The sequence below is a fragment of the Peribacillus suis genome, from assembly GCF_059384845.1.
Map to the genome: position 1 here is coordinate 3747070 of NZ_CM182019.1, position 16498 is coordinate 3763567.

General features: G+C 42.3%; 20 protein-coding genes. 8 read left to right on the forward strand and 12 right to left on the reverse strand.

What is annotated here, in order from left to right:
• Positions 1–168: 168 nt before the first annotated feature.
• Positions 169–894: a DUF2225 domain-containing protein gene (locus AC503W_RS18430; protein ID WP_494915357.1), complete on the forward strand. Its 726-nt coding sequence runs from the start codon at positions 169–171 to the stop codon at positions 892–894.
• 70 nt (positions 895–964) lie between these two features.
• Here AC503W_RS18430 and AC503W_RS18435 read toward each other — a convergent pair whose 3' ends face one another.
• The gene (locus tag AC503W_RS18435) at positions 965–1201 is read right to left on the reverse strand and encodes a YuzB family protein (protein WP_402871015.1); all 237 of its coding nucleotides are present in this window, start codon (positions 1199–1201) and stop codon (positions 965–967) included.
• A gap of 303 nt (positions 1202–1504) precedes the next feature.
• On the opposite strand from AC503W_RS18435, the gene AC503W_RS18440 reads away from it, so the two are divergent.
• A complete protein-coding gene (locus AC503W_RS18440; RefSeq protein WP_402871012.1) occupies positions 1505–2572 on the forward strand; it encodes an NAD(P)/FAD-dependent oxidoreductase in 1068 nt (355 codons plus the stop codon).
• A 73-nt stretch (positions 2573–2645) separates the two neighbouring features.
• Here AC503W_RS18440 and AC503W_RS18445 read toward each other — a convergent pair whose 3' ends face one another.
• A complete protein-coding gene (locus tag AC503W_RS18445; protein WP_494915359.1) occupies positions 2646–2972 on the reverse strand; it encodes a YuzD family protein in 327 nt (108 codons plus the stop codon).
• 154 nt (positions 2973–3126) lie between these two features.
• Between AC503W_RS18445 and AC503W_RS18450 the strand changes: the two genes are divergently transcribed.
• The gene (locus tag AC503W_RS18450; RefSeq protein WP_402871006.1) at positions 3127–3363 is read left to right on the forward strand and encodes a NifU family protein; all 237 of its coding nucleotides are present in this window, start codon (positions 3127–3129) and stop codon (positions 3361–3363) included.
• 169 nt (positions 3364–3532) lie between these two features.
• On the opposite strand, the gene thrB is transcribed toward AC503W_RS18450, so the two are convergent.
• The 5 genes from thrB to yutH form a co-directional block, all read right to left on the reverse strand.
• A complete protein-coding gene (thrB, locus tag AC503W_RS18455; RefSeq protein WP_494915361.1) occupies positions 3533–4477 on the reverse strand; it encodes a homoserine kinase in 945 nt (314 codons plus the stop codon).
• Positions 4474–5535, reverse strand: a complete 1062-nt coding sequence (gene thrC, locus AC503W_RS18460) for a threonine synthase (protein WP_494915363.1) — start codon at positions 5533–5535, stop codon at positions 4474–4476. The genes thrB and thrC overlap by 4 nt, the downstream gene beginning before the upstream one ends.
• A complete protein-coding gene (locus AC503W_RS18465) occupies positions 5532–6830 on the reverse strand; it encodes a homoserine dehydrogenase (RefSeq protein WP_402871000.1) in 1299 nt (432 codons plus the stop codon). Before AC503W_RS18465 ends, thrC begins: the two co-directional genes overlap by 4 nt.
• A 315-nt stretch (positions 6831–7145) precedes the next feature.
• On the reverse strand, positions 7146–7925 hold the full coding sequence (locus tag AC503W_RS18470; protein ID WP_494915365.1) for an SH3 domain-containing protein: 780 nt from the start codon (positions 7923–7925) through the stop codon (positions 7146–7148).
• Positions 7926–8044: 119 nt separating this feature from the next.
• Positions 8045–9046 carry a spore coat putative kinase YutH gene (gene yutH / locus AC503W_RS18475; RefSeq protein ID WP_402954346.1) on the reverse strand — a complete coding sequence of 334 codons (1002 nt, stop codon included), beginning with the start codon at positions 9044–9046 and terminating at the stop codon, positions 8045–8047.
• 150 nt (positions 9047–9196) lie between these two features.
• Between yutH and AC503W_RS18480 the strand changes: the two genes are divergently transcribed.
• Positions 9197–9694, forward strand: a complete 498-nt coding sequence (locus AC503W_RS18480; RefSeq protein ID WP_402870991.1) for a phosphatidylglycerophosphatase A family protein — start codon at positions 9197–9199, stop codon at positions 9692–9694.
• A gap of 81 nt (positions 9695–9775) precedes the next feature.
• Here AC503W_RS18480 and AC503W_RS18485 read toward each other — a convergent pair whose 3' ends face one another.
• From AC503W_RS18485 to AC503W_RS18495, 3 genes are read right to left on the reverse strand one after another with little or no spacing between them, the layout of a single operon-like run.
• A complete protein-coding gene (locus AC503W_RS18485) occupies positions 9776–10543 on the reverse strand; it encodes a TIGR01457 family HAD-type hydrolase (protein ID WP_402954349.1) in 768 nt (255 codons plus the stop codon).
• A gap of 24 nt (positions 10544–10567) precedes the next feature.
• Positions 10568–11005, reverse strand: a complete 438-nt coding sequence (locus AC503W_RS18490; RefSeq protein ID WP_402870987.1) for a DUF86 domain-containing protein — start codon at positions 11003–11005, stop codon at positions 10568–10570.
• 22 nt (positions 11006–11027) lie between these two features.
• A complete protein-coding gene (locus AC503W_RS18495) occupies positions 11028–12326 on the reverse strand; it encodes an EAL domain-containing protein (protein WP_402954352.1) in 1299 nt (432 codons plus the stop codon).
• Between the two features lie 229 nt (positions 12327–12555).
• Between AC503W_RS18495 and AC503W_RS18500 the strand changes: the two genes are divergently transcribed.
• Positions 12556–12822, forward strand: coding sequence for a DUF3055 domain-containing protein (locus tag AC503W_RS18500; protein WP_402871339.1), 267 nt, complete (start codon positions 12556–12558; stop codon positions 12820–12822).
• A gap of 66 nt (positions 12823–12888) precedes the next feature.
• Positions 12889–13182, forward strand: coding sequence for a cytosolic protein (locus AC503W_RS18505; protein ID WP_402870984.1), 294 nt, complete (start codon positions 12889–12891; stop codon positions 13180–13182).
• Between the two features lie 41 nt (positions 13183–13223).
• Here AC503W_RS18505 and AC503W_RS18510 read toward each other — a convergent pair whose 3' ends face one another.
• Positions 13224–13499, reverse strand: coding sequence for a YutD family protein (locus AC503W_RS18510; RefSeq protein WP_230159383.1), 276 nt, complete (start codon positions 13497–13499; stop codon positions 13224–13226).
• A gap of 123 nt (positions 13500–13622) precedes the next feature.
• On the opposite strand from AC503W_RS18510, the gene AC503W_RS18515 reads away from it, so the two are divergent.
• Positions 13623–14276 (forward strand): YhcN/YlaJ family sporulation lipoprotein, encoded by a 654-nt coding sequence (locus AC503W_RS18515; protein ID WP_402871337.1) that lies wholly within the window; start codon positions 13623–13625, stop codon positions 14274–14276.
• Positions 14277–14324: 48 nt separating this feature from the next.
• On the opposite strand, the gene lipA is transcribed toward AC503W_RS18515, so the two are convergent.
• A complete protein-coding gene (gene lipA / locus AC503W_RS18520; RefSeq protein ID WP_402870983.1) occupies positions 14325–15239 on the reverse strand; it encodes a lipoyl synthase in 915 nt (304 codons plus the stop codon).
• A 233-nt stretch (positions 15240–15472) separates the two neighbouring features.
• Here lipA and AC503W_RS18525 point away from each other — a divergent pair, with 233 nt between their 5' ends.
• Positions 15473–16438 (forward strand): M23 family metallopeptidase, encoded by a 966-nt coding sequence (locus AC503W_RS18525; RefSeq protein WP_402955114.1) that lies wholly within the window; start codon positions 15473–15475, stop codon positions 16436–16438.
• The last annotated feature ends 60 nt before the right edge of the window (positions 16439–16498 follow it).

The following is a 16498-nucleotide window of genomic DNA, read 5'->3' on the forward strand; positions in this document are numbered from 1 at the left end:
AATCTTTCTTTACTTATAGTATATACCAAAGAAATTCCCCTGCTCAATTTTCCAGCTTGAAAAAAATTAAATGTTCCAGATCATTATCCCCCCACATTTCATGAAAAAACTAGATTAAATCGTGATTTATGGGTATAATTACCTGTGTAATTAGTCTTATAAGATTTTATGAAGGAGGTAATCTCTATCGAAGAATTACAGCCTCTATATGATAAAAGTATAGAATGTCTTCATTGTAAACAAACATCAACCACTAAGAAAATACGTTCACGCTTTATTAAAGTATCCCGTTATGACACTGATTTTTGTCCTATATATGAAAACCCGGACGCTAACGCCCTTTACTATTATATTCACGTTTGTCGACACTGCGGTTTTTCCTATTCTGAAGATTTCTCACGATATTTCCCACCTACCACAAAAGAAGTCATCGAAGAGAAAATCTGTTCTAAATGGAATCCCCATCATTTCAGTGATGTACGTTCCGTTGAAGATGCAATCAAAACCTATAAACTGGCCAGTTATTGCGGTTCCTTGAAAAAGGAGAAACATATCATCCTGGCCGGTATTCATTTACGGATTGCCTGGCTGTATAGATTTCAAAATAAACAGGAGCAGGAAAATAGGTTCCTACGACTTGCTCTTCAGGAATATGAAGCATCTTATTCATCAGGGGACTTCAGCGGCACGCAAGTATCGGAAGTCAGGATTTTATACCTTGCCGGCGATATATCCAAAAGAATCGGAAATACACAGGCAGCCATTAAATTTCTTTTCATGGTACTTGAAAGGCAAAAACACGCCAGGGAATCGTCCATTATCCAAATGGCCAGAGACCGGTGGCATGAAATCAAGGAAGAATCGGAAATGGGTGGTATCGCGGCAAATGCCTGAGGAAATGTATCCTCCACCAAAAAGGAGGCGGCCCAACATGTTATTCGGCTGCCTCCTTTATTTATGTCGATTAAAACATTTGATATTCATCAATAAATTTATATATATTTTTCACAAGTTCATCCGTTGTATCCCCAGAAACTACTTCACCATTAACAAGGGCATACAAAGAACTGGAACATTTCCCACAATATCCTAGGCAACCATATTCAATAATATCTAAATTAGGATCCTTCTCTAATCTTTCGAAAGCTTCCTGTGCCCCACTGGCCAGATTGCTTACACAGAACTCAATGATTGGATACATCGTTTCACCTCGCTGTCATTAACAGTTTATCCTAAACCTTTTCACATTAACAGTCAATAAATACGCACAAAAATACGCCGTTTTTAAGATATCGGTTGTGATTTACAGTTATATTCGTTATACTTTTGTCGGGGTATGTAAACAAGAAATCATATAATATTTTTATTATTCTACAAATTAGGCATATATTTATTCACATAATTCCATAGGATACAAATGGGGAATCCTATAGTAGGATAATTTATTTTCACAAGTGAAATACTTAACATTATTTCTAGAGATCAAACAAAGGGGAAAAAACATATGAAGAATTTAGTCATACTTGGTGGTGGGTATGGTGGTATGCGCATGTTACAAAGATTGCTGCCTAATCAGCTTCCTGAAAACGTGAGCATCACACTAATCGACCGCAATCCTTATCACTGCTTAAAAACCGAATATTATGCACTAGCAGCAGGTACTATTCCTGATCAGCACATCCGTGTTGCATTTCCAGAACACCCTCGCTTAAAGAACGTATACGGAGAAGTACTTTCCATTGATATGGAGAACAAACAAGTCATTATCGAGAACCAAGAGCCCGTTGCTTACGACGATTTAGTTATCGGCCTTGGATGTGAAGATAAATATCACAATATTCCTGGTGCTGATACACACACATATAGCATCCAAACCATCGATAAATCACGTCGCACTTATTCAGCTTTGAATAATTTGGGCGCTGGTGCAACCGTATCAATCGTTGGCGGAGGCCTTAGCGGTGTCGAGTTAGCCAGTGAATTAATTGAAAGTCGTTCTGATTTGAACGTAAAGCTTTTCGACCGTGGACCACATATTCTATCTGCTTTCCCAGAAAGACTAAGTACGTTTGTCGAATCATGGTTTGATAAACATACCATCGAAATCGTTCATCATTCTAATATCACTAAAGTTGAACCTAACCTGCTTTATAATGGGGATGAAGCGGTTCATAGTGATGTTATTGTCTGGACAGCCGGCATACAACCAAGCAAGATCATTCGTGACATGGATATCGAAAAAGACCGTCAAGGAAGAGCCGTTCTTACACCACAGCATTTCCTTCCTACCAATGACAGCATTTTTGTAGTCGGCGACTGCGCTAGTTTGCCACATGCACCGAGTGCTCAATTAGCGGAATCTCAAGCCGAACAGATTGTTCAAGTTCTCTTGAAAAAATGGGCCAATGAACCACTTCCTGAAAGTTTCCCTCCCGTAAAATTAAAAGGGACATTAGGTTCTCTTGGGAAGAAACAAGGTTTTGGACTTGTCGCTAACCGTCCTATCACAGGAAGAGTGGCACGCCTAATGAAATCCGGGATACTTTGGATGTATAAATACCATAACGGTTAATCTAAAATTTCATGAACCTATTCTTGAACTGACTCAAAAAGCTGCTATAAAGCTTCCTCCTGGGTCAGTTTTTTCATTTCCCTTTATATCCGTAGTTCTCCATTAATTGCACAATTTTTTTCAGGTGAACGTTCCCTTCGGCCACAATCTCATCTTCAATGAGGACAAGTGGATAAAATAAATCTTCTTCGACCATCTTCGCCGCCATGTTTTTTTGCCTATTAACATCAGGCGGATTCAACATATCAATATAAGTAATAGAAAATGGTTGCTCTGGAAACTTTCGTGTCAATGCGGCTTGAAGCCATTCATATGTATCCTTCGAAGAGGGAAGATTAACACAACTCGCACATATTTGCGTCGCCCCATATACCTCTATTTCAATTTTTTTCTTTATCATCTGTTACCTCCACCATGTATTTTCTCTGTGCTTTTTGGAATCTTTTCCCTATTAATGACAGATTCGAAAAGAATAGATTTAATTTCCGCAAAGTTACAGTTGGATTTTTTACTATGTTCGCATTATAATATGATTAGGAAAGGAGTCGATTGCAATGTCTGACCAACAAATGGAAACACAAGTTCAAGATGTTCTAGATAAACTTCGTCCGTTTCTACTTCGTGATGGCGGTGACTGTGAACTAGTTGACGTAGAAGATGGAATTGTAAAATTACGATTACTAGGAGCATGCGGAAGCTGCCCAAGTTCGACCATTACTCTAAAAGCTGGGATTGAGCGCGCACTTCTTGAAGAAGTTCCCGGGGTAGTGGAAGTTGAGCAAGTTTTCTAATTAGCCTTTAATAACGGGTTGAGCATTCAACCATATTAGATACAACACATACAGACTAAATATATTTAGTCTGCTATAGAAATAAAGCTGACTCCGCTTTATCAGTCCTATCAATCCTTGATTGATACGGCTTAAAGGGAATCAGCTTTTTTACTGTTGCAATGAACATCTATGATTTATTAAAGCTCCATTCCTTCTTCTCTTCCTCTGATAGGATCGCCGTCTGGCTTCCATCATTGTCGACCCTCAGCTCTTTCACCTGAAAGTCAGGAAATGCTTCCTTCAAACTTCTTAGCAGTTGTGCTGTTTTTTCTCCAGACACTAGGCTGAGGACGGTCGGACCTGCTCCACTTAGAGAGGCACCATAGCCGCCTTCCCGACGTACAATTTCTTCGATTTCCGCTAAATGCGGCACTAAGCCAGCGCGAAAGGGTTGGTGAAACCGATCGTTCTGCATCATTTGACCGACAAGATCCCAGTTATTCGTCAAGATTCCCGCAAGTAGCACATTAGCTGCCGCACTTCCGCTTATTGCTTCTTTATACGGAAGTGTTTCGGGAAGGACATTCCTTGAATCCTCTGTAAGCAATTCAAAGTTAGGAATCACGGCAATGACATTTACCCCTTCTATCGGAAATGAAAGAACATCCGTTTTTTCATCCGTATGCATACCGACGACCAAACCACCATGAACAGATGCCCCTGCATTGTCCGGGTGTCCCTCAAAAGTAGAGGCATGTCTGTTTTTTTCCTCAGCGGATAAGTTCAGTTTAGCGACTAGATTCGCTAATTCAATCCCGGCTACGATGGCTGAAGCACTGCTTCCAAGTCCCCTGGCAAGCGGGATTTCACTAGAAACGGAAATCCGGCACGGTGACAGGTCTTTCCCATAATATGCCGCCGTTTTCTTTGCGATTTGAATGATGTAATTCGTGTCATCTTTCGGGAAAACGGACATTTCCTCAGAAAGCGGAATGACTTCCCAATGATTCGATAGGGATCCGTGTATCTCCAAGTACAATCCAAGGGCAAGACCGATTGAATCGAACCCGGGCCCAAGATTAGCCGTACTTGCTGGCACACGGATCAAAAACATCTCCGATTCCGCACTCATGCCTGGTTCACACCTTGTAAATGTTCTAAAATGATTTTTTCATCCATTGGTAGTAATGTCGGATGAATCGTGCTTGTATCGACAGCCACGTTCGGATCCTTCAATCCATTTCCAGTAAGGACAGCCACAACTTTGCTTCCTTTTTTGATTTCGCCGCTTTTTAATTGTTTATACACGCCGGCAATGGAAGCACATGATGCCGGTTCAGCAAATACGCCTTCCTTTTTAGCCAGGAAGTGATAGGCTTCAAGGATTTCCTCATCCGTTACCTCATCAATTTTACCATTTGATTCGCTTGCCGCTTCCACAGCAAACTTCCAGCTGGCAGGATTACCAATTCGTATCGCGGTTGCGATCGTTTCAGGGTTTTCAATGACCGCATCACGGACAATCGCTGCTGCCCCTTCGGCTTCGAACCCTCTCATTTCAGGTAGCCCTGTCTGTTTTCCTTCATTGTACTCCTTAAACCCTTTCCAGTACGCGGTGATATTCCCCGCATTCCCGACTGGCAATGCCAAAATATCAGGCGCAGATCCAAGCGCATCACAAATTTCGAACGCAGCCGTCTTCTGGCCTTCAATCCGATATGGGTTAACTGAGTTTACTAGAGTGATAGGTGAATGTTCGCTAAGGGACCGGACGATCTTTAAAGCTTGGTCGAAATTGCCTTCAATCGAAATGATCTCTGCTCCATACATAACCGCTTGAGCCAATTTACCCATGGCAATCTTTCCTTCTGGAATGACAACAATGCAACGGATATTGGCACGCGCCGCATAAGCAGCAGCCGCAGCTGATGTATTCCCCGTGGATGCACAGATGATCGTATCACTTCCAGCCTCGATCGCTTTGGCAACGGCCATGACCATTCCACGGTCCTTAAATGATCCCGTTGGATTGGCTCCTTCGTATTTTACATGGAGCTCAATTTCCCACTCTTCTGATAAACGGTCCAATTTAATCAAAGGTGTATTTCCTTCTAAAAGGGATAATGCCGGTGTATCTTCATTTACAGGTAAAAATTCTCTATATTCGCTAATTAGTCCTTGCCAACTCATTTGTTGTCCTCTCCTTCTACACGGTATGTGCTTTTCACTTCTTTTACCATATTGTAATCATTCAATTCGTATTTAATTTGATCGAAAGCCGCCATTGGGGCTTTATGGGTAACCAATACAATTTCCGAGGACTCTTTTTCATCCAGCGGCAATTGTAGGATCTTATCGAAACCGACCCCATGCTCCGCGAATAAATTCGTGATCCTAGCTAGGACACCCACTTCATCCTGTACATGGAGTCGAATGAAGAACTTAGCCAGAATCTCCGTATGATCTTTTAATTGTTTCGGGTATTGAGGAGAAACGGCACTTCTCCCGTTCACGCCCAATCTCATATTCTTGATGACCGTTACCATATCCGAAACGACAGCCGTTGCTGTTGGCAGGCTACCTGCCCCAGGGCCGTAAAACATCGTTTCCCCCACTGCTTCACCATAAACGTACACTGCATTATACTCATTGTTTACAGAAGCTAGTGGATGTTCCTCCGGAAGCAAAGTCGGCTGCACGCTAACTTCGACCCTATCCCCCGTTCTAGTCGCTACGCCAATCAGCTTCATGGTATAGCCAAGCTTTTGGCTGTATCTCAGATCCTCTTCGGTTATTTCTGTGATCCCCTGCACTTCGACATCATGCAAGCCGATATTCATGGAAAAACCGAGAGTCGATAGGATGGCCATTTTCCGTGCGGCATCCAGTCCACCTACATCCGCGGTCGGATCGGACTCGGCAAAACCCAGTTCCTGAGCTTCTTTCAGCACGTCTTCATAAGCCCTTCCTTCTTTGCTCATCTTCGTTAGGATGAAATTTGTCGTTCCATTAACGATCCCCATCATTTTTGTGATCCGGTCCGAAGATAGCCCATCAACTAAACCGCGCAATATCGGGATGCCCCCGGCCACGCTTGCTTCATAGAATAAATCACATTGGTTTTCCGTGGCTAACTCCAAAAGTTCCGGACCATACAGGGCCATCAGGTCCTTATTGGCCGTTACGATATTTTTTTTATTTTTCAAGGCTTTGATTAAGTATTCACGCGTTTCTTCAATTCCGCCCATCACTTCAATAACTAAATCGATTTCAGGGTTTGAAAGAATATCCTCCGGATTGGAAGTTAGCATACTGTTATCCACCGATACGAGTCGTTCCTTTGACGTATCTTTGACCAGTATCTTCTTAATGGTGATTGAGCAACCTACTTGGTGCATGAGCTTGTCTTGATGTCTCTCAATGATTTGTACGACTCCGGACCCGACAGTGCCCAGCCCCAATAATCCGATCGAGATGGCTTTCATTTTGGTTCCCCCTTAAAGTATCTGTTTTCCCCAAGAAAACATTTGTATTTGTATAGTAGACATTATATGTTTTATTCGTTCAATTATCAATAGTTAGAATATACAGTTTTCAATTCTTTTTCGAAGTCCTTGCTAGGTATGACAGGAAAAACCGACGTTTAAGGGCGAACCTCGTATTTATTTCACAGAGTTCAACGAATCATACGTCCCCATGATTATGTGCGGATTCTTCTCGGGATCCATCCACTTCAGCAAGCTAAGGACATTCTTCTCGGAAGTAGCTGTACAACCCGCTGTTGGCTTGTTTTCCCCTCTCTATATATGAAGGAAGATTGCACTGCCCTTTCCCTTGATGATCGGATTCCTATTATAATTGATGACGGCTCCATATTTATAAAGTTCATGGTTCATCCTTTCGAAAGATTTCCATTTCTCATACGGATTCTTTCCTTTATACGTGACCCACTTGTTATAGTCCTTGGACGCCGGATCATCGATCCAATAATCATACTTGGTTGTTTTCCGGTAATCCATCTTCACTTTATCTGGCTTGGATGTGCTTCCAAAGGCCGTTCCGAATGAATACATCCCGACAGGTGCTTTCCCGTCGCCCTCTTTCTTATTCTTCGTGAATCCATTCTTTCCGGTAACGCCCTTCATATCGCCTAAGGCTCGCCGCCATTCACCCTTCTTCTTCTCATAGGTTCGGATTGTCACCTTCATCCCACCCATGGTTTCGCCTGTGGCGGCTATGAGTTGGCTGATATCTTTCCGCTTATCCAATTTCTTGAGGATGGTCTTCTCGCCTGAGCTAAATACTTCCCTGGCATTTTTCATGGCAATATAACCAGTATGGTTGGAATGGCAAACCTTATACCAATTACCCGTCTTCCCAATGACCGATAACTCTTTATTTTTCCGATATGTCTCTAGTGTTTTACTGTCCGTCGATGCCGACTCTTTCAAATCCGTTGTCGTTTTAAGTACAATTTTGAACTGCGTCGCATCACAGCTGGTTTTGATTGTTGTCTTGGCAGAAACCGTAGCTGGAAAAACGAATAGGACAATCAATAAAGCCAGCATTGTACGTTTCATTGCATGCATCCTTTCTCCACTTGAACAAGTTTCGAAAACACTTATCGAACTATTCTAAAAAATCATATTATTATCATAACATAGTAAATGAGGTGGTATCATATTTCTTCCAGTTTTTTTTAAATCCAATCAATCTTCGGAAGGTTAAAATGGTTAACTGGAATTTCGGCCAAATCGTAAAACTGCTTGAGAAACGTCTCATACTTCTCCGATGTATTCGTGATGGAGGACAGCTTATCTTCCAATTCATTCGATCTTGCTTCTGATACTTTTGAGAAATACTCTTCAACTGCCTCAAAGTAATGAATGGGAAACAGCATTCTTGAATACAGTAAGCGTGCCGAGAAACTGGAGAATGGTTCAATGCCTTGATATTCACGAAAAAAGGTGTTGATGCCCCGTTGATGCGTATGCACATTTTGAAAATAATGCTCCCTCACCCATTCCGCGGCATCCCGTGTCCCATGGTCAAATACCCAATCAAACGGATTCTTCATCCACTTATTGTTCTTCCAGGTATCATTTAAAAACCGCTCATAACACACCGTACCGCTGTCTATAGGTTGTGGTGTATCATCGATTTCCGTGTCGACTAAATATTGAATCGCATTCTCACCTAGTACCATATAATAGGGAAAGGTTTCTACAAACATTTTTTCGAATGGGTTATCCGGATGGGCTTTTAATTTGTCCCTCCAAATGTTCTCCAGCTGATCGATTCTTTGCTCCCAAAGTTCTTTCCATTGGCCAATCCGTGAACAGGATCGAATCGTCTCCGTTATGGCTCTTCCACGTTGGTGGAACCTTGCTATGTGACGTCCCGGATTGAAATTTTTCGGCCCTTCCAAGTCCTCATTGGCAAGGAGGATAAATAATTGGTCCTCCGCTTCCGAAACAAAACTGCCGTGATTGGCAAGGACGAACGCTGAAACATGACGATCTCCTAGGGCAATCATGTGCTCAGCCATTCTATGGCGCTCTGCCAATTCCTCTTGTTCCCTGTCTTCTAATGGCACGATGCTGTAAATGAAAGGCCCGGAACGAAAGCTAGGAAACCGGCTATTGGCTTCCTCCCGCTCCACCTCGATTCCGTAATTATTAAAAATGATTTCTTCTATCATAGCGTTTTCCTCCCTTATCAAATGGATACAAACAAATTGGGCATCATATACTTATATATATGAGGAATACGCTCTTTTCTGAATAACTATCGATACCGAAAATTCACGCATGAAAAATTTATCCTATAACTATGGAGATTGGATGATGAAATGACTAATATAAAACAATCAATGTCTGAACAAACAGCTCGAAAATGGCTTGGTGAACGAGGAGTGAAAGTGGAGGATATCGCAGAGCTGGTCATGTATCTACAATCAAGCTACCATGAAGACTTACAAATGGCAGACTGCCTCCACAATGTTGAACGGGTCATTTCGAAACGCGAAGTGCAGAATGCGATCCTTACCGGCATCCAACTGGATATGTTAGCCGAAAAAAAACTGCTTGAAGAACCCCTTCAAAGCATCATTGAGATCGATGAAGGACTATATGGTGTGGATGAAATATTGGCTTTATCCATAGTCAATGTATACGGGTCGATTGGCTTCACCAATTATGGATTTATCGACAAGCAAAAACCGGGTATCCTAAAATATTTAAACGATAAAAGCACCGGCAAGGTCCATACCTTCTTGGATGATATCGTCGGTGCCATAGCCGCTGCTGCATCCAGCCGGCTCGCACATAGGGTCGAAAACGTGGAATGACGCCATAATGGTAAGCGGGGAGGAGCACGTAGGTTAAAACAAAAAAGATCCAGGTCTGCATCTGCAAACCTGGATCATTTTTTATTCAAACTGCCATAAATCAAGGGTATCCACCACATAAGTCGGTTGTTTTTCGTATTCCTTTAACCGTTCCTTTGTCGTGACGCCCGTATGTACAAGTAAGGTATCAATCCCTGCATTAAGCCCTGCCAAAATATCCGTATCGTAATTATCGCCGACCATGATTGTCTGTTCTTTAGGCACACCTAATACCCTAAGGGCCTGCTCAACGATGACAGATTCCGGTTTACCGATGAAAATCGGCTGAACTTGCGTAGAAACGGAAACGACAGAAGTCAACGCCCCGTTCCCTGGTAAAAGACCCTGTTCGGTAGGAATGGCGATGTCGCCATTCGTCGAAATGAAAACGGCTCCATTTCTGACAGCAAGGCATGCTTTAGATAACTTTTCATAATTCACGCCACGATCAATGCCCATGACCAGGAAATCAGGATGTTCATCAACAAGTTTCATACCCTTTTCTCTCAACGCCTCGGTAATGCCTTCTTCACCCACGACATAGACGGACGCATTTTCCTTTTGTTCAGCAATGTAGTTTGCCGTCGCCATGCTTGTCGTGAATACCTGGGCATCGTCAGTCGCAATTCCGATACTGCGCAGCTTTTGGGCCACTTGCTCAGGTGTCCTGGATGAATTATTGGTCACGAATAAATAAGGGATGTCCCTTTTTCTTAACTCATTTATAAAACCGGCCGCTTCCGCTATTTGCTCGGTGCCACGGTACATTGTGCCATCTAAGTCAATTAAATATCCTTTATACGCCTTCATGCACATTCCCCCTATTTAACCAAATTAGTTTTTGAATGCTGAAACTGGGCCCAATTCGTTTAATAAATAGTTCCTTATTAACTCAGGGAATTGCTTGAATGCTTCAATGTTTTCCTTGAAAACGGTTAGGAGCACTGTATGATCCACTTCAATGAAGTCCTGAACGAGCATCTTTCTTAATGGCAATGCCTTTTTAAATTGTAAGGAAATCGGTTCGGTAATGACCTTTTCGTCTAGCAGGATATCGACAATATCTTCATAGCTACCTGGGTCACGCATAATGAAACCATCGATCATGGCATTCCCCGCATCCAATACGGAATCAATGGAGGTTTGAATGATTCTCTCGACACTATGTTCCATAAGTTTCCCGTTCCAGCTTTCCTGTCCTTCAAAAAGCTCCAATTGTTTTTCCAGATACTCTAAAATCCGTCCGATTTTTTGTCGGTCTACAAAGTACATACTCCCAGATCCTTTCTGATTCTTAAGATGATATAGAAATTTTATCTACAGTTGAAGGTCTAGCGTAGTAATACCCCTGCGCCAAATCAACCCTATTCCTTGATAATACCATAGCTTCTCCTATACTCTCAATTCCTTCTGCCACGACAACGGATCCTGTCTCCTTGGCAATCAGTAAAAGTCCTTTTAACATCGTTTCTTTCACGGCATTATGATCGATATTCTCGATGACCGATCGATCGATTTTAATGATCTCCGGCATGATTTCTATGATCGCGTAGAGACTTGAGTATCCTACTCCCGTATCATCCACCGCTAGACGGAACCCCAATTCACGTAACCCTCTAATGCTTTCAATGAATTCTTCTATATTTAGAATCGGGTCTCTTTCGGTAATTTCCATGACGATCTGATTAGCATGCACACCTTTGTATTTCTTGAGCATATCCTTTACTTCATTTACGAACCGGGGATCACTGAGCGTTACCGGGGTGAAATTGATAAACACATTCTGGGGGGACTCATTCTCGGAAATCTGTCTGAAGGACTTTTCCAAAACGATTTTCTCCAAATCATATAACCGTCCCGTCTGCCTGGCCACTGCGAAAAGCGCCAATGGGTTCTCGAGCTCTGTACCACGCGGGCCACGGGTCAGCACTTCATATGCCTTGATTTGATTGGTCGCCACATCAAAAATGGGTTGTGCCAGTAAGTTAATATTCCCATTCTCGATAATTTGATTAATCGATTCCCGCATTTCATTCATCGGTGATTCAGCTTCTGCCATGGTGACCGCTTGCCTATGCGCTTTATCAAGGGCTCCCTCAATCGAATAATGCTTATGCTCCACGAACATGTATCCTGTGTTTAAAGTGACCGCTTGTTCAGGGTTAACACTAAGCAACCTTTCTTTCACTTCCCTGGAAATGGAACGGATCAATTCATCCATATAGATCAATGATTTCGACGACCCTTTTATGTTCATTAGGAGAGTAATGCCGTCTGAATAATAGTCATGTATCGTCAATAGGTTTTCTTCCCGTACTTGATCTATTACAACCTTTTTAAATGCCTGTTTCAAACTGGTAATGAACTGGGGAAGTTCTTCGTGCTGGCCCTTTTCTTTAAGTTCGAGTAATTCTTTTACGTTAAAAACTATGACTGCCACTTCATAATCATGGGAAATAGCCGCTTCCACCGCGCGAACCACTGGCTTTCTTAGGGCGAACTGTGGCGGGTAGAACCGAAGTTTGGCTGATGAGGAAAATACCTTGAACCATTTTCCTAGTAATATATACCCTTTACCCTTTAACGATGTCATAGAATCTTCCTCTATTCCGGGTTATTTTTCCTATATTCTAACATAAATAGGGATTTTTTTAGCTTAAAACAGAAAAATTTTGTCGTTTTATCAGAAACTTCATACTAAATACTCATTTCTTGAAGAAACGGCAACTTGGCAGGCGACAAAAATGTCTGTTTCCCTATGGCAGCCGTTTTGTTATGATGATGGTACTACCAATTGCAGGCAAGGGGAAAGGTGTGATACTGTGGAAGATCGTTTTTATTTATACAATGATTTAGTTGATACGAAAACCAGGTTCATTAGTTTTATGGGAGAGGAATCCAGATATGATTTTGCCATTACGATGACCGACCGTTTTTATGGAAAAAAACTTGTGCTGAATATGCAGAGCAATCGTTTTGCCATTATCGGGCCGGATGATTTGGAAGAGGAAGGCTATCTTGAACATGCATTTTCACTGACAGAAGCGGAAGCGGAGGAACTTACCCACTTTTTAATGGAAATCATCTAAGTGCGCCGTTTTTTCTTAAAAGAGGGTAACCTACTGAATGTATGGAGTACATGAGGAGGGATTGCCTTGGATAAAAAAGAGGAAACATACCACGATTTTTCAACCGTGCAAAAACAACAGGACTTTCTAATTCCAGAAGAGTTTCCAGAGGGACCGTTCGGATCGCCCATTAATCAGGATGCTCCCGTTGAAAATAAAACCACGCCGTGGCTAGAAGGACAACGTTATCAGAGTGCATTCAATTATGAAAATAAATCGCTTCATGAAAACCTACAGCGGAAGTATCCCGGTGCTCATCCAACCCATGATGACCCGGAAAAACATATTCAACCTCCATATAAAGGGTACGGAAACTCATGATCGAGAGAAATGAAAAAGGCCAGAATCCATTCTGGCTCTTTTTACTTTTTAATTTTCTTTACGACGAAATACGGGCAACCAAAATTACAGTATTCATATAGATATTCACTGAGCGTGCTAATTTTCGTGTCAAAGGTGGCTTTCTGATTAGTGTCGTCGAAAAAACCGCGGAGTCTCAATTGACCGTAACCCCAATCCCCGACAATATAATCATACTTCGTTAATATCTCACTGTATCTTGCTTTAAATGCTTCTTCATTATAGCCTTCTCTTTCGTCTTCAATGATTTCATACGTCAGGTTATTGATGTTGATCATACGTTTCACCTCTTTAAAATGCATTCCTTCTTTAAATTATAACTGATTCCCCATTAATTACTAAGCGAAAAATCAAGAAATATGTTCACCCTATTAGACAAGGGGGTGTTTCCGTTGAAAAAAATGATCCTAACGGTAGGTTTAAGCTCAATTATTGCTCTAACGGGCTGCTCGGGCAATCAAGATCAAAGCAACGGTTTGATGAATAATGACAGGGGTGCAGGTGACCCACAAAATGTAAATAACCCGTCGAAGTATTATGACGAGGATAATCGTAATCAAGACACCAATCGTGACGATTTCGGCTTTACCCGTACGAATAAAACGACCGTTGATGGAAGAAACATCGACAATAAAACGGCCTCCATCGATCGCGAACAGCTAGCTGATATGATTTCAACACTAAGCGTTCAGCTACCAAATGTCAATGACGTCGCTACACTCGTCACGGATGAGGAAGTACTAGTCGTTTATGATACGGATTCAAAAAACCGGACTGAAACGGCTGACCAGGTGAAACGTACTGCCATGGGCGTCGTACCCCGTTACTATCATGTATATGTAAGTGACGACCAAACACACGCACAGGATATCGAGAATTTCGCCACACTGGGTTCTGGCAGTCAAGGAATGGATTATACAATTGAACAAACCATCAAAAATATGCTCAAGTCCCCTCAAGGCTACAAGATGAGTAATGTAGAAAATGAAAATGGCGAAATGATGAATGACAAAAGAGATCGTCATGATAACATTCGTCAAAAGACCATGGATTAACTAGCATGAACCTAAGAAAGGACCGAATAAGAATCGGTCCTTTCCTTTTTATTTCAGTAACTCTTCACCTTTACTATGTTTATGCTTGGCCGCAGCATTCACCTGTTCATCTGCATGGTAGGAAGAACGGACGAGCGGACCGGATTCACAATGGCTGAACCCCTTTTCCAATGCCCTTTCCTTTAATTCCGCAAACTCTTCCGGTGTATAGTATTTCAACACCCTTAAATGCTTTTTCGTCGGTTGTAAATATTGGCCGATCGTCATGATATCCACATGATGTGCTCTAAGGTCATCCATGGTTTCAAGGATTTCTTCACGCGTCTCCCCTAGCCCTACCATTAAACTGGATTTTGTCGGTATTTCCGGCTGTAATTCTTTTGCCCTTTTTAATAGCTCCAATGATCGCTCATATTTCGCTTTAGCCCGTACTTTATCGGAAAGGCTTCTTACCGTCTCGATATTATGGTTCAGGATATCAGGCTTAGCATCCATCAACATCTTAATATTGTCGTATTCGCCACCCATGTCAGAAGGTAGGACTTCAATGGATGTAAACGGATTCTTACGCCGGATCGCCCGGACTGTTTCAGCAAAAACAGCGGCGCCCCCATCCTTTAAATCATCACGGGCCACGGCCGTAATCACCACATGCTTTAGATTCATTAACACGACGGAATCCGCTACACGTTCAGGTTCGGCCCAATCCAATTCATTGGGAAGGCCTGTCTGGACTGCACAAAACCGGCAAGCCCTCGTGCAAATTTCACCTAAAATCATGAATGTGGCTGTCCGTCTAACCGCCCAGCATTCATGTATATTCGGACATTTTGCCTCTTCACAAACGGTATGAAGATTTTTTTCCCTCATCATATTTTTCAGACCCATATAATTTTCATTTGTATTTAATTTAATTTTCAGCCAGTCTGGTTTACGAAGAATTTCTTTATTAGTAGTAGACAAGAAAGTCACTCCATTCTGAGAAATTATGACACCCTACTTTAACAATAATAACGCAAATATACAAGTTATAGGAGGTTTACCATTATTTATTTTTCATGTTTAAAGCTAAATCAGTAAAACTATAGAAGAAGCAGAAAGAAAAGCATTTAGCTCGATGTCCAGCTACACGAAAGGATGAATACGAATTGTCTACGAAAGGAGCTGCCTCTTTGAAAAAGGGATTACTTTTCTTCATCGCCTGTTTGTTTTGTTTGAATACCCATATTCCATCAGTATCGGCAGCCGAAACCCCGGATCCCTATCAAGGGAGGATGGAACTATATAAAAACATGGAGGCCACCTTGCAGATTCCTTGGTATTACCTTGCAGGAGCCGACCAATACGAACATAGCCTGCGACTTTCCCGGAACGATTTGGAACCGGCCAAGGGCCTGATAGGGATCCACATGGAGCCTTCGAGGTGGAGAGGGGCCCTTAATCCTAACCTCACCGACTCAAACCCGCTTTCCATCTCTTTCTTCGATGGATTGGGGCAGGATGGCAACGGGGACGGAAAAGCGGAACTGGAAAACGACACCGACCGTTTATATGCCTTTGCCAAGCATCTCCTGTATTACGGCACAGATGAAGATAATATCCGGATTGGACTATTTGATTATTATAAAAGGGACAAGACAGTCAGCATCATCATTGGCCACGCCCATATCTATAAAAAGTATGGCAGGCTAGATTTACAGGAAAAAGCCTTCCCTGTACCCGTACGGACTCATTATACGTATTTAAATACATGGGGGAGTGCTCGAGGATGGGGAGGCCGAAGGATTCATGAAGGAACGGATATATTCGCGGACTATAGCCTTCCCGTCCGTTCTACGTGTTATGGGATCATTGAAATGAAGGGGTGGAATAAATATGGAGGGTGGCGGATTGGCATACGTGACCTAAACAATACGTACCATTACTTCGCCCATTTAAGCGGTTTTTCTGAAGGTTTGAAGGTGGGACAAATCGTCGAGCCTGGTCAGGTCATCGGCGGTGTGGGCAGTACGGGTTACGGACCGCCCGGGACATCCGGAAAATTCCCGCCTCATCTCCATTATGGGATGTATAAAGATAATGGAATCACCGAGTGGAGTTTTGATCCCTATCCTTATTTGAAAATGTGGGAACGAAAGGATTTAGCAAAAAAAACAAGATGAGCGGCGTTGGGTTCCTTCGCTGCTTTTTGTTATATAACGAACATAAACCCCCGAACTTTA

Excerpts from the sequence above, each read along its gene's own strand:
- thrB (WP_494915361.1), bottom strand. The coding sequence starts at position 4,477 with ATGAGTGCGGAATCGGAGATGTTTTTGATCCGTGTGCCAGCAAGTACG.
- AC503W_RS18480 (WP_402870991.1), top strand. The coding sequence starts at position 9,197 with ATGACTAATATAAAACAATCAATGTCTGAACAAACAGCTCGAAAATGG.
- AC503W_RS18470 (WP_494915365.1), bottom strand. The coding sequence starts at position 7,925 with ATGAAACGTACAATGCTGGCTTTATTGATTGTCCTATTCGTTTTTCCA.
- AC503W_RS18430 (WP_494915357.1), top strand. The coding sequence starts at position 169 with ATGAAGGAGGTAATCTCTATCGAAGAATTACAGCCTCTATATGATAAA.
- AC503W_RS18510 (WP_230159383.1), bottom strand. The coding sequence starts at position 13,499 with ATGATCAACATCAATAACCTGACGTATGAAATCATTGAAGACGAAAGA.
- AC503W_RS18450 (WP_402871006.1), top strand. The coding sequence starts at position 3,127 with ATGTCTGACCAACAAATGGAAACACAAGTTCAAGATGTTCTAGATAAA.
- yutH (WP_402954346.1), bottom strand. The coding sequence starts at position 9,046 with ATGATAGAAGAAATCATTTTTAATAATTACGGAATCGAGGTGGAGCGG.
- AC503W_RS18490 (WP_402870987.1), bottom strand. The coding sequence starts at position 11,005 with ATGTACTTTGTAGACCGACAAAAAATCGGACGGATTTTAGAGTATCTG.
- AC503W_RS18435 (WP_402871015.1), bottom strand. The coding sequence starts at position 1,201 with ATGTATCCAATCATTGAGTTCTGTGTAAGCAATCTGGCCAGTGGGGCA.
- AC503W_RS18465 (WP_402871000.1), bottom strand. The coding sequence starts at position 6,830 with ATGAAAGCCATCTCGATCGGATTATTGGGGCTGGGCACTGTCGGGTCC.
- AC503W_RS18495 (WP_402954352.1), bottom strand. The coding sequence starts at position 12,326 with ATGACATCGTTAAAGGGTAAAGGGTATATATTACTAGGAAAATGGTTC.
- AC503W_RS18440 (WP_402871012.1), top strand. The coding sequence starts at position 1,505 with ATGAAGAATTTAGTCATACTTGGTGGTGGGTATGGTGGTATGCGCATG.
- AC503W_RS18515 (WP_402871337.1), top strand. The coding sequence starts at position 13,623 with ATGATCCTAACGGTAGGTTTAAGCTCAATTATTGCTCTAACGGGCTGC.
- AC503W_RS18445 (WP_494915359.1), bottom strand. The coding sequence starts at position 2,972 with ATGATAAAGAAAAAAATTGAAATAGAGGTATATGGGGCGACGCAAATA.
- thrC (WP_494915363.1), bottom strand. The coding sequence starts at position 5,535 with ATGAGTTGGCAAGGACTAATTAGCGAATATAGAGAATTTTTACCTGTA.
- AC503W_RS18485 (WP_402954349.1), bottom strand. The coding sequence starts at position 10,543 with ATGAAGGCGTATAAAGGATATTTAATTGACTTAGATGGCACAATGTAC.